The sequence below is a fragment of the Phenylobacterium zucineum HLK1 genome (assembly GCF_000017265.1).
Taxonomy (GTDB): domain Bacteria; phylum Pseudomonadota; class Alphaproteobacteria; order Caulobacterales; family Caulobacteraceae; genus Phenylobacterium; species Phenylobacterium zucineum.
Genome location: NC_011144.1, coordinates 1,992,321 through 2,006,037, shown reverse-complemented (window position 1 = coordinate 2,006,037; position 13,717 = coordinate 1,992,321). Strand labels below are relative to the sequence as shown.

The following is a 13,717-nucleotide window of genomic DNA, read 5'->3' as shown; positions in this document are numbered from 1 at the left end:
ATCCTGGATGAACTTCGCCTCTGACCTCTCGCTCGCCTTTCCCGAGCTGATCCTCGCCGGCGGCGCCCTGATCCTGCTGGTGATCGGCGCCTTCGCGCCGCGCGCCACCGCGGCCGTCTCCGCGGCCGCCGTCGTGGCGCTCCTGGGCGCGGCCGTGGCCGCGGCGACCCAGCCGTTCGGCGTGGCCTTCGGCGGCGGGCTGATCTCGGACGCCGCCGCGACCTTCTCGAAGGTGGCGATCTACGTCGCCTCGGCCGTCGCCATCCCGCTGGCCCAGCCCTGGTTCGAGCGCCGCGGCATTCGCACGTTCGAGTTCCCGGTCCTGATCCTGCTGGCCGCCCTCGGCATGGGCATGATGGCCTCGTCGGGCGACCTGATCTCGCTGTACGTCGGCGTCGAGCTGCACTCGCTGGCGCTCTACGTCATGGCCGCCATGCACCGGGACAACGCCAAGGCGTCCGAGGCGGGCCTGAAGTACTTCGTCCTCGGGTCGCTCTCTTCGGGCCTGCTGCTGTACGGCGCGAGCCTGGTCTACGGCTTCGCCGGCTCGACCCTCTATTCCGAGATCGCGGTCGCCGTGCAGGGCGGGGCGGGCGTCGGGGCGCTGTTCGGCCTGGTGTTCGTGATCTGCGGCCTGGCCTTCAAGGTGTCGGCGGCGCCGTTCCACATGTGGACGCCCGACGTCTATGAGGGCGCGCCGACCCCGGTCGTGGCGTTCTTCGCCGCCGCGCCGAAGCTCGCCGCCATGGTGCTGTTCGCCCGCGCCCTGGCCGAGGCCTTCCCGGGCGCCACGGACCAGTGGCAGCAGGTGCTGGTCGCCATCGCGCTGATCTCGATCGCCGTGGGCGCCTTCGCGGGCCTGGTCCAGAAGAACCTCAAGCGCCTGTGGGCCTATTCCTCGATCGCCAACATCGGCTACGCGCTGCTGGGCCTGTCGGCCGGCACCGAGGCGGGCATCCAGGCCATGCTGATCTTCATGGTCCTCTACATGATCGACGTGACGGGCTTCTTCGCCTGCCTCGCGGCGCTGTCGCGCCAGGGCCGGCCGATGGAGACGATCGACGACATGGCGGGCCTCATCAAGGAACAGCCGGGCCTGGCGCTCGCCATGACCGCCTTCGCCCTCTCGGCCCTCGGCCTGCCGCCGTTCTCGGGCTTCTGGGCCAAGGTCTTCGTGTTCCAGGCTGCGCTGGACGCCGGCCTCTGGGGCCCCGCCGTGGCGGGCCTGGTGGGCTCGGTCGTGGCCGCGTTCTACTACCTGCGCCTCCTGAAGGTGATGTGGTTCGACGCGAGCGCGGGGACGACCGACAAGCCGGCGTTCGAGGCGCGGGGAACGGCGATCGCGCTGGGCCTCTTCTCCTTCCCCGTGGTGCTCGTGGCCCTGGTCTGGATCTACCCGGCCGCCGGCCAGGCCGCGCGCGCCTTCGGCCTGTCCTAAGGGCTTGGCCGAGCACCCGCCGATCGAGGCCTACGAGGCGCTCGACTCCACCAACGCCGAGGCCCGCCGCCGGGCCGAGGCGGGCGAGGCGGGGCCCGTCTGGATCACCGCGGCGGTCCAGACCGCCGGCCGCGGCCGCCGCGGGCGGGCCTGGTCCACCCGCAAGGGGAACCTCGCCGCGACCCTGCTGACCGTCACGGACGTCCCGGCCGCCGAGGCCGCCCAGCTCTCGTTCGTGGCGGCGCTCGCCGCCTGCGACCTGGCCGACGCCTGCCTCGGTGAGGGGACCGCGCGGCTGAAATGGCCCAACGACGTGCTGATCCACGGCCGCAAGGCGGTCGGAATCTTGGTCGAGTCCGGCGCTCGGCCGGACGGGCGGCTGTGGCTCGCGGTGGGGATCGGAGTGAACCTCGCCCATGCGCCGCAGGACGTGGAGCGTCCCGCCGCCGCCTTCGCCGAGTACATGGCCGGCCCGCCGCCCGAGCCGCGGGCCGCGCTGGAGGTCCTGGCCGCCGCGTTCGAACGCTGGCGGCGGACCTGGGCGGCGGGCGGCTTCGCGCCCATCGCGCAGGCGTGGACGGCGCGGGCCATGGGTCTGGGCGAGCGCTGCGAGGCGCGGCTGCCGGGCCGGACGCTCGCGGGCGTGGCCGAGGCGCTGGATTCCGACGGCGCGCTGCGGCTCAGGCTGGACGACGGGAGCCTGGAGCGCATAACGGCGGGCGACGTGTTCTTCGGGGGCGTGTGAGACGAATGTTGCTGGCGATCGAACAGGGGAACACCAACACCCTCTTCGCGGTGCATGACGGCGAACGCTGGATCGCCCAGTGGCGCGCGGCGACCGATTCCACCCGCACCGCCGACGAGTACGCGGTCTGGCTGTCGCAACTGCTGTCGATGGCCGGCCTGGCGCTGGGCGCCTTCGACGGCTGCATCATCTCGAGCGTCGTGCCGCAGTCGATCTTCAACCTGCGCAACCTGTCCCGCCGCTACCTGCACGTCGAGCCGCTGGTGATCGGCGAGAACGCCGAACTCGGCATCCCCATCCGCATCGACAAGCCCTCGGAGGCGGGAGCCGACCGCCTGGTGAACGCCATCGGGGCCCATATCGCCTATCCGGGGCCGCTGATCGTGATCGACTCGGGCACCGCCACCACCTTCGACGTGATCGCCGCCGACGGCGGGTTCGAGGGCGGGGTGATCGCGCCGGGGATCAACCTGTCCATGGAGGCGTTGCACACGGCGGCGGCGAAACTTCCCAGGGTCGCGATCCAGAAGCCGCAGAAAGTCGTGGGGACGGATACGGTGGGCGCGATGCAGGCCGGCGTGTTCTGGGGCTACATCGCCCTGATCGAGGGCCTGATCGCCCGCATCAAGGCCGAGCGGGACGAGCCGCTGACCGTGGTGGCGACGGGCGGCGTCGCCTCGCTCTTCCACGGCGCGACCGCGGCCATCGACAAGTTCGACCCCGACCTCACCATCCGCGGCATGCTGGAGATCTGGCGCCGCAACCAGGCGAAGGCGTGATGGCGCGTAACAAGGACACCGACGAACTCGTCTTCCTGCCGCTGGGCGGGTCGAACGAGATCGGCATGAACTTCAACCTCTACGGCTTCGGCCCGGCGCACGACCGCAAGTGGATCGTGGTGGACCTGGGCGTGACCTTCGGCGACCAGACCACGCCGGGCGTCGAGGTGATCCTGCCCGACCCCGAGTTCATCGAGGAATACGCCGACCGCATCCTGGGGATCGTGCTGACCCACGCCCACGAGGACCACATCGGGGCGGTCGCCTGGCTGTGGCCGCGCCTGAAGGCGCCGATCTACGCCACGCCGTTCACCGCCTTCGTCCTGCGCGAGAAGCTGCGCGAGGCCGACCTGCTGGAGGCGGCGCAGATCACCGAGGTTCCGCTGGGCGGGACGATCGAGCTCGGCCCCTTCAAGCTGGAGCTCATCACGCTCACCCACTCGATCCCGGAGCCGAACGGCCTGGCGATCCGCACGCCGCTGGGCACCATCCTGCACACCGGGGACTGGAAGATCGACCCCGACCCGCTGCTGGGCGGGCCGACCGACGAGGACGCCATCCGCCGGCTGGGCGACGAGGGCGTGCTGGCCATGGTCTGCGATTCGACCAACGTCTTCGTCGACGGCCACGCCGGCTCCGAGGCCGAGGTGCGGGCCGCGCTGATCCCGCTGATCGGCGGGCTGAAAGGCAAGGTGGCGGTCGCCTGCTTCGCCTCCAACGTGGCGCGGATGGACAGCGTCGCGCGCGCGGCGCAGGCGGCCGGCCGGCGGGTCTGTCTTGTCGGTCGCTCGATGATCCGCATGGCCTCCGCGGCCAAGTCGGTCGGGCTGATGCAGGACCTGCCGCCGTTCGTCACCGAGGCCGAGGCCAACCACCATCCGGCGAACGAGATCCTCTATCTCTGCACCGGCAGCCAGGGCGAGCCGCGCGCGGCCCTGGCCCGCATCGCCGACGGGACGCATCCGCACGTGAGCCTCGGGGAAGGCGACCACTGCATCTTCTCCTCGCGGGTGATCCCTGGGAACGAGATCCCGATCCGCAACCTGCAGAACAACCTCGCCGACCGCGGCGTGCGCCTCTACACCGAGCGCGACCACCCGGGCATCCACGTCTCGGGCCACCCGTGCCGGGACGAGCTGGCCGAGATGTACCGCTGGGCGCGGCCGCAGGTCGCCGTGCCGACCCACGGCGAGCGCCGCCACCTGCTCGAGCACGCCGCCTTCGCCCGCGACCTGCAGGTGCCCCAGCAGGTCACCCCTCGGAACGGCGACATGGTCCGCCTCGCGCCCGGCCGGGCCGAGATCGTCGACGAGGTGCCGTCGGGCCGCATCTATGTGGACGCCGGCGTGCTGACGCCCGAGAACGGCCCGTCGCTGCGCGAGCGGCGGCACGCCTCGTACAATGGCGTCGTCGCGGTCTCAGTCGTGCTGGACGGGCGCGGCCGCATCGCCTCGGGTCCGCAGGTGAGGGCGCTGGGGTTGCCCACCGACGAGGACTATCCGCTCGACGAGGTGCTGGAAGACCTGGCCGACGAGGCCAAGGAGGCCCTTGGCCGGCTGAAGGGCGAGCAGCGCGAGCTGGACGACGAGATCGAGACCGCCATGTCCCGCGCGGTGAAGAAGGCCAGCCAGCGCATCTGGGGCCGCCGGCCCGTGGTCGAGACGACGGTGCTGAGGATCTGACGTTCCGCTGCGTGATCTCGCGCCCGTTCCGCAACCGGCGTATACCGCCCGCATGAAGATCGGGAAGCTGAACCACGTGGGCGTCGCCACGCCCTCCATCGAGCAGTCGGTCGCGCTGTATCGCGACGTGCTGGGCGCCACGAAGATCGGCGAGAAGTTCGCCATGCCCGAGCAGGGCGTGTGGGTCTGTTTCGTGGACCTGCCGAACAGCCAGATCGAGCTGATCGAGCCCCATGGCGACAACTCGCCGCTGAAGGGCTTCCTTGAAAAGAACCCGGCGGGCGGGCAGCACCACGTCTGCTTCGAGGTGGACGACATCATCGCCGCGCGCGACGACATGGCCGCCAAGGGCGCGACCGTGCTGAACAACGGCCAGCCGCGCATCGGAGCCCACGGCACGCCGGTGATCTTCGTCCATCCGAAGAACATGGGCGGGGTGCTGGTGGAACTGATGGAGACCCCGAAGGGAGCCCACTGATGGGTCCGATCACCGCCATCGCGATCTACCTGACGATCTGGTGGGTCGTGCTGTTCGCCGTGCTGCCGTGGGGCGTGCAGAGCCACTACGAGGCCGGCGTCGACAAGGGCGACGGGGGCGATCCCGCGGCGCCGGTTGATCCTAAGCTGAAGCAGAAGTTCCTCACGACCACCTGGATCTCGGCGGTCGTGTTCGCGGTCATCTGGCTGATCATCCGCTTCGAGGTCGTGAAGCTGCCGCCGCTGCCGTCGGGCTACTAGGGAGCCGAAACGGCTCAGCTGCGTTGCCAAGCTCGCGGGGGCGGGGCTATCAGAGCGCCTCTTTCCCGCCGTGAATCCTTAGGACACCGACCACGATGCGCCTTTCGCGTTACTTCATGCCGACGTTGCGCGAGGCGCCCTCGGACGCCCAGATCGTCTCGCACCAGCTGATGCTCCGCGCCGGCATGATCCGGCAGGAGGCGGCCGGCATCTACGCCTGGCTGCCGCTGGGCCTGAAGGTGCTGAAGAAGATCGAGCAGGTCGTCCGCGAGGAGATGGACCGGGCCGGCGCCATCGAGGTGCTGATGCCGACGCTCCAGCTCGCCGACCTGTGGCGCGAGAGCGGCCGCTACGACGACTACGGCGAGGAGATGCTGCGCATCAAGGACCGCCACGAGCGGGACCTGCTGTACGGCCCCACGGCGGAGGAGGTCATCACCGACATCTTCCGGGCCTACATCAAGTCCTACAAGGACTTGCCGAAGAATCTTTACAACATCCAGTGGAAGTTCCGCGACGAGCGCCGGCCCCGGTTCGGGGTCATGCGCGGCCGCGAGTTCCTGATGAAGGACGCCTATTCCTTCGACATCGACGAGGCCGCCGCACGCCGGGCCTACAACCGGATGTTCTGCGCCTACCTGAACGTCTATGCGCGGCTGGGGCTGAAGGCGATCCCGGTGCGGGCCGACACCGGCCCGATCGGCGGCGACCTTAGCCACGAGTTCATCATCCTGGCCGACACGGGCGAGAGCCAGGTCTTCGCCCACCGCGATCTCGTCGAGATGGGCGCGCCGGGCCCGGACATCGACTGGGACGGCGATCTTGAGCCGCTGGTCCAGCAGCGCACGCGTCTCTACGCCGCCAGCGACGAGATGCACGATCAGGCCCGTTTCGAGACCGAGGCGCCCGAGGACAAGCGGATGACCGCCCGCGGCATCGAAGTCGGCCACATCTTCTACTTCGGCGAGAAGTACTCGCGGCCGATGAACGCCAAGGTCGCCGGGCCCGACGGGGCCGAGCGGTTCGTGCACATGGGCTCGTACGGCGTCGGCGTCTCGCGCCTGGTGGGCGCGATCATCGAGGCCAGCCACGACGAGGCGGGCATCGTCTGGCCGGACAGCGTGGCGCCGTTCGGCGCGGCGGTCGTCAACCTGCGGCCCGGCGAGGCGGCGGTGGACGCGGTGGCCGAGCAGGCCTACGGCGCGCTGCAGGCCGCGGGCAAGGAGCCGCTTCTGGACGACCGTGACGAGCGCCCGGGCGCGAAGTTCGCCTCGCTCGACCTGGTGGGCGTGCCCTGGCAGCTCATCGTCGGCCCCAAGGGCGTCGCCGAGGGCGTGGTCGAGATCAAGCGCCGGGCCACCGGCGAGCGCCAGACCCTGCCGCTGGATGCGGCCCTGAAGGCGATCACCGCTTGAGCGACGCCGCCGCCGTCATGGGGGCCAGCGCCCCGCCGTTCGGCTACTGGGAGCGGATGCTCGCAGGCCGCTACCTGCGGGCCAAGCGCAGCCAGGGCGGCGTGGCGCTGATCTCGGTCATCTCGTTCATCGGCATCCTGCTCGCGGTGGCGGTGCTCATCATCGTGATGAGCGTGATGAACGGCTTCCGGTCCGAGATGCTGACCCGCATCCTGGGCTTCCAGGGCCATCTCTACGTCACCGGCGGGGTGCTGGACGGTCCCGACCGCGAGGCGGCGGTGCAGCGGCTAAGGCAGGTCCCCCGCGTCACCCAGGCCGCGTCCATCGTCGAGGCCCAGGCCATCGCGCTCGGCCCCACCCAGATCACCGGCGCCATCGTGCGCGGGATCAGCCCGGCCGACCTGAAGGCGACGCGGCTCGTCTCGGCCAACGTCACCCAGGGCTCGCTCGAGGAGTTCGGGGTGGGCGAGTATGGGGGCGAGACCATCGTCATCGGCGAGCGCCTGGCGCAGTCGCTGGGAGTCGCCCCTGGCGACGTCCTCACTCTGATCTCGCCCTCCGGCGGGGCCACCGCCTTCGGCGGCACGCCGATGCAGAAGGACTATGTGGTCGGCGCCACCTTCAGCGTGGGGATGAGCCAGTACGACCAGGCCTATGTCTTCATGCCCTTCGAGCAGGCGCAGCTCTTCTTCGGGCGCGAGGGTACGGCCGACGCCATCGAGGTGCGGGTGGACGATCCCGACCAGGCCGCGCGGATGAAGGCGGCGATCGCTCAGGCGGCCGGACCGGCCGCCATCGTCACCGACTGGACCCAGCGCGACAGCTCGTTCTGGGGCGCGCTGAAGATCGAGCGCAACGTCATGCGGCTGATCCTGATGCTGCTGGTGGCCATCGCCGCCATGAACATCATCTCGGGCCTCGTCATGCTGGTGAAGAACAAGGGCCGCGACATCGCCATCCTGCGCACCATGGGGGCCGGGCAGGGCGCGATCATGCGCATCTTCTTCATGTCGGGCGCCGCGGTCGGCGTGCTGGGCACGGCGGCGGGCCTGCTGCTGGGCGTCCTGTTCTGCATCTACATCGGCCCCATCCAGGGCTTCGTGGAGATGGTCACGGGCGCGACCGTGTTCTCGTCGGACGTCTATTTCCTCTCCCACATCCCGGCGAAGGTGGACTGGCGCGAGGTGCTGATCATCACCGCCTGGGCGCTGGGCATGAGCTTCGTGGCGACCCTCGCGCCGGCCTGGCGAGCCTCGCGGATCGATCCGGTGGAGGCGCTCCGCTATGAGTGAGCCCGTCCTTTCGATACGCGGGCTGGAGCGCACCTACCGCACGGCGGCGGGGCCGCTGACGGTGCTGCGCGGCGTGGACCTCGACCTGCGGCCCGGCGAGATCGTCGGGCTGATCGGACCGTCGGGCTCGGGCAAGTCGTCGCTGCTGCACGCAGCGGGCCTGCTGGAGCATCCGGACGCGGGGCGGATCACCGTCCTTGGCCGCGACTGCTCGAACCTGGCCGAGGCCGAGCGCACGCGCGTGCGCCTGGCGACCATCGGGTTCGTCTATCAGTTCCACCACCTGCTGCCCGAGTTCTCGGCGCTGGACAACGTGGCCCTGCCGCAGATGATCGCCGGCAAGAGCCGCAAGGCCGCCCAGGCGCGGGCGGCGGTGCTGCTGGGGGAGTTGGGCCTGACCGACCGGGTCCACCACCAGCCGGCCCAGCTCTCAGGCGGCGAGCAGCAGCGGGTGGCCGTGGCCCGGGCGCTGGCCAACGCCCCGCGCATCCTGCTGGCCGACGAGCCCACCGGCAACCTCGACCCCAAGACCTCCGAAGGGGTGTTCGAGAACCTCTACGGGCTTGCCCGCAGCCAGGGCGTCGCCGCCTTGGTCGCCACTCACAACCTCGAGCTCGCCGGCCACATGGACCGGGTGCTGACGCTCAAGGACGGCCACCTGGAGCCGTGGACCAAGCCTTAGGCGCGCTCAGCTCGGAGGCGGCAGCAGCTCGATCAGCTTGATCAGCGTCTCGCCCGCGGCCTGCACGTCGTCGAGGATGTAGGTTCCCCGCAACTCGACGATGTGCTCGCCACGCCGCATCAGCATCACCTCCTGCATCAGGCCGGCCTTGTCGACCCACGCGCGGCCGGCCTGGATCGGCCACTTCCGGCCGGTGGGCGGGTCCTTCAGCTTCCGTGGCTGTTCCAGCGCCCCCTCTGCGTCGGAGATCACGCTGGCGAAGTAGGCCTTGTCGCCGCGGACGTCGGGCGCGCGCGAGACGAAGATGGTGATGAAGCTCTCCTCCGTCGCGTAGCCGCAGCTCACGTCCATCGCCTCTTCGGACGGATTGAGGATCGCCCCGTAGGCCCGCTCGAACGCCCCGAACGCGGCGGGACAGACGAAACCGGAACCCCGTAGGCGCCAGTCCTCGCCGAAGCCGCCGGAGAAGAACCGCCCGTCGGCGCCGTAGAGCTTGGCCGGCCGGTCCGGCGTGATCGCGCCGGGGCGGAAGATCTCCGCGTAAACGCCGGAGGTCGTTTCCCGGAACAGGGTCACGGCGTCGCCGGCGGCCAGCACCGCCAGCGGCGGCGCCTGGGTCTCGAGGAGGGCCGAAAGGTCGTCGGCGAGCCGGCGGGTGTCGGGCAAGGAATCGTAGATCCGGAAGACGTAGTGCTCGCCGGCCGTGGTCCCGGCCAGGTAGTAGGCGGGCGGCTGCGTACTCGGCGGCAGCCCTTGACGGGTCCGGCTCCAGGCGAGGGCGTCCGGAAGGGCCGGGCCGCGGGCGACGTAGAACACGCCTTCGCGCCCCGGAGCCTGCATCCATCTCGGTGGCGCTCGCCCGTCAGCGCCCGAGATCGTCCAGACGACGCCGTCGGCTTCGAAGCGGGCGAGCCGGCACGGACCCGCCGCGCCGATGTCCGCCATCGGCCACGTTCCGGCGCCGGAGGGGTCGTGCAGCGCGAGGAAGACCCCGGCGGCGAGGGCGGCTTGGGCGTCGGGGTCGAGGGTGTCCGGGACTTCGATCGGCTGTCCCTGCCCGGCGGCGGGCGCGGCGCAATCCGCCGGGGCCGTGGCCTCGAGCTGGAACAGCCGCACGTCGGCTTCGGTCGCCGCCGTCGCGGCGCTGCAGGAGAAGGCCAGGGCGATGGCCGCTGCAAATGTCCTCATGGTCCGCACATCCCCATTGTCCACGGCCCAGCTATAGCAGGCTTGACGACGAGAACAAAAGGCGAATAAGAACGAACAAGGAACGCAACGGTTGTCCCTCGGCTTTTCCACAGGGACGCCCACAGGAAGGATGCCGCAGATGGTTCGTCTCGCCCGGGAATCGCTGGCGTTTATGTCGGTGGCCAGCTTTGTCTGGATGGTGTGCGTCGTGGCGTCCCAGATGGGCTGACGCCATGCGGATGGGGGAGGCGGCGAGCTTGAGCGGAGAGGGCCCGGCCACGGCTGACGCAGGCTTCGTCCACCTCCGCGTCCGCTCCGCCTACTCGTTGCTGGAAGGCGCGATCAAGGCCGACAAGATCGGCGACCTGGCCAAGGCGTGGGGCATGCCCGCCGTCGCGCTCGCCGACCGGGCCAATCTGTTCGGCGCGCTGGAGTTCTCGGTCGCCACCAAGGGATCCGGCGTCCAGCCGATCATCGGCTGCGCCCTGCCGGTCAGCGGCATCGGCGACCGCCCGCCCGAACGCTGGGCCAAGACGCCGACGATCATGCTGCTGGCGCAGAGCGAGCAGGGCTATCTCAACCTCTGCGAACTGTCCTCGGCGGCCTATCTGGACGTGGACGCCTCGGAAGAGCCGCACGTTCCCTGGACCAAGGTGGTCGAGCGGTCCGAGGGCCTGATCCTGCTGTCGGGCGGCCCCGACGGCCCCGTGGACCACCTGTTCGCCGCCGGGAAGGTCAAGGAGGGCCGGGCGGCCCTGGCCGAGATGAAGCGGGCGTTCGGCAGTCGCTTCTACGTCGAGCTGCAGCGCCACGGCCTGCCCGCCGAAGCCGCCGCCGAGGGCGAACTGGTGGCCTTCGCTTACGACGAGGACGTTCCGCTCGTCGCCACCAACGACGTCTATTTCAAGAACCCGCAGATGCACCAGGCGCACGACGCGCTGCTGTGCATCGCCGACGGCAGCTTCGTGGGCCAGGACGAGCGCCGGCGGGTGACCGCCGAGCACTGGTTCAAGTCGCCGGCCGACATGCGCGCGCTGTTCGCCGACCTGCCCGAGGCCTGCGACAACACCCTCGACATCGCGCGGCGGTGCGCCTTCATGGTGCACAAGCGCGATCCGCTGCTGCCGAGCTTCACCGACGAGGGCCGATCCGAGGCCGAGGAGCTGGCGCACCAGGCGCGCGAGGGGCTGAGGGCCCGCATGGCCGCGGGCCAGGCGAACGCTTTCCCGGCCGAGGAGTACGAGGCCCGCCTGGAGCGCGAGATCCAGGTCATCACCCAGATGGGATTCCCGGGCTACTTCCTGATCGTCTCGGACTTCATCAAGTGGGCGAAGGCGCGCGGCATCCCGGTGGGGCCGGGGCGGGGGTCGGGCGCGGGCTCGCTGGTCGCCTACGCTCTGACCATCACCAACCTCGACCCGCTGCGCTACGGCCTGCTGTTCGAGCGCTTCCTGAATCCCGAGCGGGTCTCGATGCCCGACTTCGACATCGACTTCTGCCAGGAGCGGCGGGAGGAGGTGATCAACTACGTCCAGCAGCGCTACGGCCGGGACAAGGTCGCCCAGATCATCACCTTCGGCACGCTGCAGGCGCGGGCCGTGCTGCGCGATGTCGGCCGGGTGATGCAGCTGCCGCTGGGCCAGGTGGACCGCCTGGCCAAGATGGTGCCGGCCAACCCGGCCAATCCGGTGACCCTGGCCCAGGCCCTGGACATCGAGCCGCGGCTGAAGGAGGAGGCCGCCCGCGACGAGGCGGTGGCGCGCCTGCTCGACGTCGCCCTGCAGCTGGAGGGCCTCTACCGCAACGCCTCGACCCACGCCGCCGGCGTGGTGATCGGCGACCGGCCGCTGACCCAGCTGACGCCGCTGTACCGCGATCCCCGCTCGGAGCTGCCGGCCACCCAGTTCAACATGAAGTGGGTCGAGAGCGCGGGCCTGGTGAAGTTCGACTTCCTTGGCCTGAAGACGCTGACCGTCATCGACCGGGCGGTGAAGCACCTGGAGAAGCGCGGCGCGGCGGTCGACATGAACGCCCTGCCGCTCGACGACGGGCCCACCTACGAGCTGATGAGCAACGCCCAGACCATCGGGGTCTTCCAGCTCGAAGGGCAGGGGATGCGCGACACCCTGCGCCAGCTGCGGCCGTCCAGCATTGAGGACGTGACCGCCATCGTCTCGCTGTACCGGCCGGGCCCGATGGACAACATCCCGGCGTTCGTGGACTGCAAGTTCGGCCGCAAGCCGATCGACACCCTTCACCCCCTGCTGGAAGGGGTGCTGAAGGAGACCTACGGCATCATCGTCTACCAGGAGCAGGTGATGCAGATCGCCCAGATCCTGGCGGGCTACAGCCTGGGCGAAGCCGACCTGCTGCGGCGCGCCATGGGCAAGAAGAAGAAGGAGGAGATGGAGGCGCAGCGCGCGCGGTTCGTCTCCGGGGCCGAGGCCAAGGGCGTGCCTGCGGCCCAGTCGGGCGCCATCTTCGACCTCGTCGACAAGTTCGCCGGTTACGGCTTCAACAAGTCCCACGCCGCGGCCTACGCCGTGGTCAGCTACCAGACCGCCTGGCTGAAGGCGAACGCGCCGGTCGAGTTCTTCGCCGCCTCGATGAGCCTCGACATCGCCAACACGGACAAGCTCTCGGTGTTCTACCAGGACGCCAAGCGCTTCGGCGTGAAGATCCGTCCGCCGTGCGTGAACCGCTCCGGCGCTGACTTCGAGGTGGAGAACGGCGAGGTGCTCTACGCCCTCGGCGCCATCCGCAACGTCGGCCTGCAGGCCATGGAGCATGTGGTTCAGGTGCGCCGCGAGGGCGGGCCGTTCCGCGACATCTTCGACTTCGTCGAGCGCATCGACCCCAAGCAGGTCAACAAGCGCACCTTCGAGACCCTGGCGCGGGCCGGGGCCTTCGACGCCATCCATCCGAACCGGGCCGAGCTGCTCGCGTCGGCGGACACCCTGGTGGGCCACGGCCAGGCGCTGGCCGCGGACCGTGCCGAGGGCAAGGTCAGCTTGTTCGGCGACGACCTGTCGGGCGGCCACCGGCCGCGGCTGACGCGGGCCGAGCCCTGGACCCCGACCGAGCGGCTGGACGAGGAGCTGGCGGCGGTGGGCTTCTACCTGTCGGGCCACCCGCTGGACGACATGGTCGAGGCGCTGCGCCGCAAGCGCACGGACCTGCTGACCGACGCGATCGCCCGGGCGGTGGCCGGCGCCGAGGCCCTGCGGATGGCCGGGGTCATCCGGCGCAAGCAGGAGCGCCCGTCGCGCACCGGCGAGAAGTTCGCCTTCGTGACGTTCTCGGATCCGACCGGCGAGTACGAGGTGCTGTTCCCGCCCGAGTCGCTGCGCAAGTGCCGCGACCTGCTGGAGCCCGGCAGGGCCGTGGTCCTGAAGGTGAGGGCGAAGGCCAGCGAGGGCGAGGTGCGCTTCTTCGGGGACGACGTGGAGCCGGTGGAGAAGGCCATCGAGAACGTGGTCGCCGGCCTGCGCGTCCACGTGGCCCCGCGCAGCGCCGAGATCGAAGCGCTGAAACGCCGCCTGGAGGGGGTGACCAACACCCGGGGCGGCGAGGTCATCCTGGTGGCGGGGCTGGACGGCGGGCGCGAGGTGGAGCTGAAGCTGCCCGGCCGCTTCACCCTGGACGGGGCCGTGCGCGGCGCGCTCAAGACCGCCCCCGGCGTGGTGTTCATCGAGGATCTCTAGGCGCCCGCGATGCGTCCGGAAACCGCCAGACCGACCGGGGCCGCGACGGCATTG

At 70.4% G+C, this 13,717-nt stretch carries 12 protein-coding genes; 11 read left to right on the top strand and 1 reads right to left on the bottom strand.

The features are described from left to right. The first annotated feature begins 7 nt into the window (after window positions 1–7). The 9 genes from nuoN to PHZ_RS09820 all read left to right on the top strand — a co-directional run bounded on the left by nuoN (window position 8) and on the right by PHZ_RS09820 (window position 8,771). Window positions 8–1,438 (top strand): NADH-quinone oxidoreductase subunit NuoN, encoded by a 1,431-nt coding sequence (gene nuoN, locus PHZ_RS09860; RefSeq protein WP_012522344.1) that lies wholly within the window; start codon window positions 8–10, stop codon window positions 1,436–1,438. Window positions 1,439–1,442: 4 nt separating this feature from the next. Next, entirely contained in the window at window positions 1,443–2,183 is a 741-nt protein-coding gene (locus PHZ_RS09855; protein WP_012522343.1) for a biotin--[acetyl-CoA-carboxylase] ligase, read from the top strand. Between the two features lie 5 nt (window positions 2,184–2,188). Next, complete coding sequence (locus PHZ_RS09850) at window positions 2,189–2,962, top strand: type III pantothenate kinase (RefSeq protein ID WP_012522342.1); 774 nt, start codon at window positions 2,189–2,191, stop codon at window positions 2,960–2,962. After that, the gene (locus PHZ_RS09845; protein WP_012522341.1) at window positions 2,962–4,644 is read left to right on the top strand and encodes a ribonuclease J; all 1,683 of its coding nucleotides are present in this window, start codon (window positions 2,962–2,964) and stop codon (window positions 4,642–4,644) included. The genes PHZ_RS09850 and PHZ_RS09845 overlap by 1 nt, the downstream gene beginning before the upstream one ends. Window positions 4,645–4,696: 52 nt before the next feature. Beyond that, entirely contained in the window at window positions 4,697–5,122 is a 426-nt protein-coding gene (gene mce, locus PHZ_RS09840; protein ID WP_012522340.1) for a methylmalonyl-CoA epimerase, read from the top strand. Next, window positions 5,122–5,382, top strand: a complete 261-nt coding sequence (locus PHZ_RS09835) for a DUF1467 family protein (RefSeq protein ID WP_012522339.1) — start codon at window positions 5,122–5,124, stop codon at window positions 5,380–5,382. Before mce ends, PHZ_RS09835 begins: the two co-directional genes overlap by 1 nt. A 95-nt stretch (window positions 5,383–5,477) precedes the next feature. Then, window positions 5,478–6,797: a proline--tRNA ligase gene (proS, locus tag PHZ_RS09830; RefSeq protein WP_012522338.1), complete on the top strand. Its 1,320-nt coding sequence runs from the start codon at window positions 5,478–5,480 to the stop codon at window positions 6,795–6,797. A gap of 17 nt (window positions 6,798–6,814) precedes the next feature. Continuing rightward, window positions 6,815–8,089 carry a lipoprotein-releasing ABC transporter permease subunit gene (locus tag PHZ_RS09825; protein WP_041374071.1) on the top strand — a complete coding sequence of 425 codons (1,275 nt, stop codon included), beginning with the start codon at window positions 6,815–6,817 and terminating at the stop codon, window positions 8,087–8,089. Next, entirely contained in the window at window positions 8,082–8,771 is a 690-nt protein-coding gene (locus PHZ_RS09820; protein ID WP_012522336.1) for an ABC transporter ATP-binding protein, read from the top strand. Before PHZ_RS09825 ends, PHZ_RS09820 begins: the two co-directional genes overlap by 8 nt. Before the next feature lie 6 nt (window positions 8,772–8,777). Here PHZ_RS09820 and PHZ_RS09815 read toward each other — a convergent pair whose 3' ends face one another. Continuing rightward, the gene (locus PHZ_RS09815; RefSeq protein ID WP_041373404.1) at window positions 8,778–9,959 is read right to left on the bottom strand and encodes a hypothetical protein; all 1,182 of its coding nucleotides are present in this window, start codon (window positions 9,957–9,959) and stop codon (window positions 8,778–8,780) included. Window positions 9,960–10,089: 130 nt separating this feature from the next. Between PHZ_RS09815 and sidA the strand changes: the two genes are divergently transcribed. Further along, on the top strand, window positions 10,090–10,188 hold the full coding sequence (gene sidA, locus PHZ_RS23760) for a cell division inhibitor SidA (RefSeq protein ID WP_041373403.1): 99 nt from the start codon (window positions 10,090–10,092) through the stop codon (window positions 10,186–10,188). A 28-nt stretch (window positions 10,189–10,216) separates the two neighbouring features. After that, on the top strand, window positions 10,217–13,663 hold the full coding sequence (dnaE, locus tag PHZ_RS09805; RefSeq protein ID WP_012522335.1) for a DNA polymerase III subunit alpha: 3,447 nt from the start codon (window positions 10,217–10,219) through the stop codon (window positions 13,661–13,663). The last annotated feature ends 54 nt before the right edge of the window (window positions 13,664–13,717 follow it).

Bases quoted from the DNA above. Each gene is read 5' to 3' on its own strand.
- proS (WP_012522338.1), top strand. From the start codon at position 5,478: ATGCGCCTTTCGCGTTACTTCATGCCGACGTTGCGCGAGGCGCCCTCG.
- PHZ_RS09845 (WP_012522341.1), top strand. From the start codon at position 2,962: ATGGCGCGTAACAAGGACACCGACGAACTCGTCTTCCTGCCGCTGGGC.
- mce (WP_012522340.1), top strand. From the start codon at position 4,697: ATGAAGATCGGGAAGCTGAACCACGTGGGCGTCGCCACGCCCTCCATC.
- PHZ_RS09825 (WP_041374071.1), top strand. From the start codon at position 6,815: ATGGGGGCCAGCGCCCCGCCGTTCGGCTACTGGGAGCGGATGCTCGCA.
- PHZ_RS09820 (WP_012522336.1), top strand. From the start codon at position 8,082: ATGAGTGAGCCCGTCCTTTCGATACGCGGGCTGGAGCGCACCTACCGC.
- PHZ_RS09850 (WP_012522342.1), top strand. From the start codon at position 2,189: ATGTTGCTGGCGATCGAACAGGGGAACACCAACACCCTCTTCGCGGTG.
- PHZ_RS09815 (WP_041373404.1), bottom strand. From the start codon at position 9,959: ATGAGGACATTTGCAGCGGCCATCGCCCTGGCCTTCTCCTGCAGCGCC.
- sidA (WP_041373403.1), top strand. From the start codon at position 10,090: ATGCCGCAGATGGTTCGTCTCGCCCGGGAATCGCTGGCGTTTATGTCG.
- PHZ_RS09835 (WP_012522339.1), top strand. From the start codon at position 5,122: ATGGGTCCGATCACCGCCATCGCGATCTACCTGACGATCTGGTGGGTC.
- nuoN (WP_012522344.1), top strand. From the start codon at position 8: ATGAACTTCGCCTCTGACCTCTCGCTCGCCTTTCCCGAGCTGATCCTC.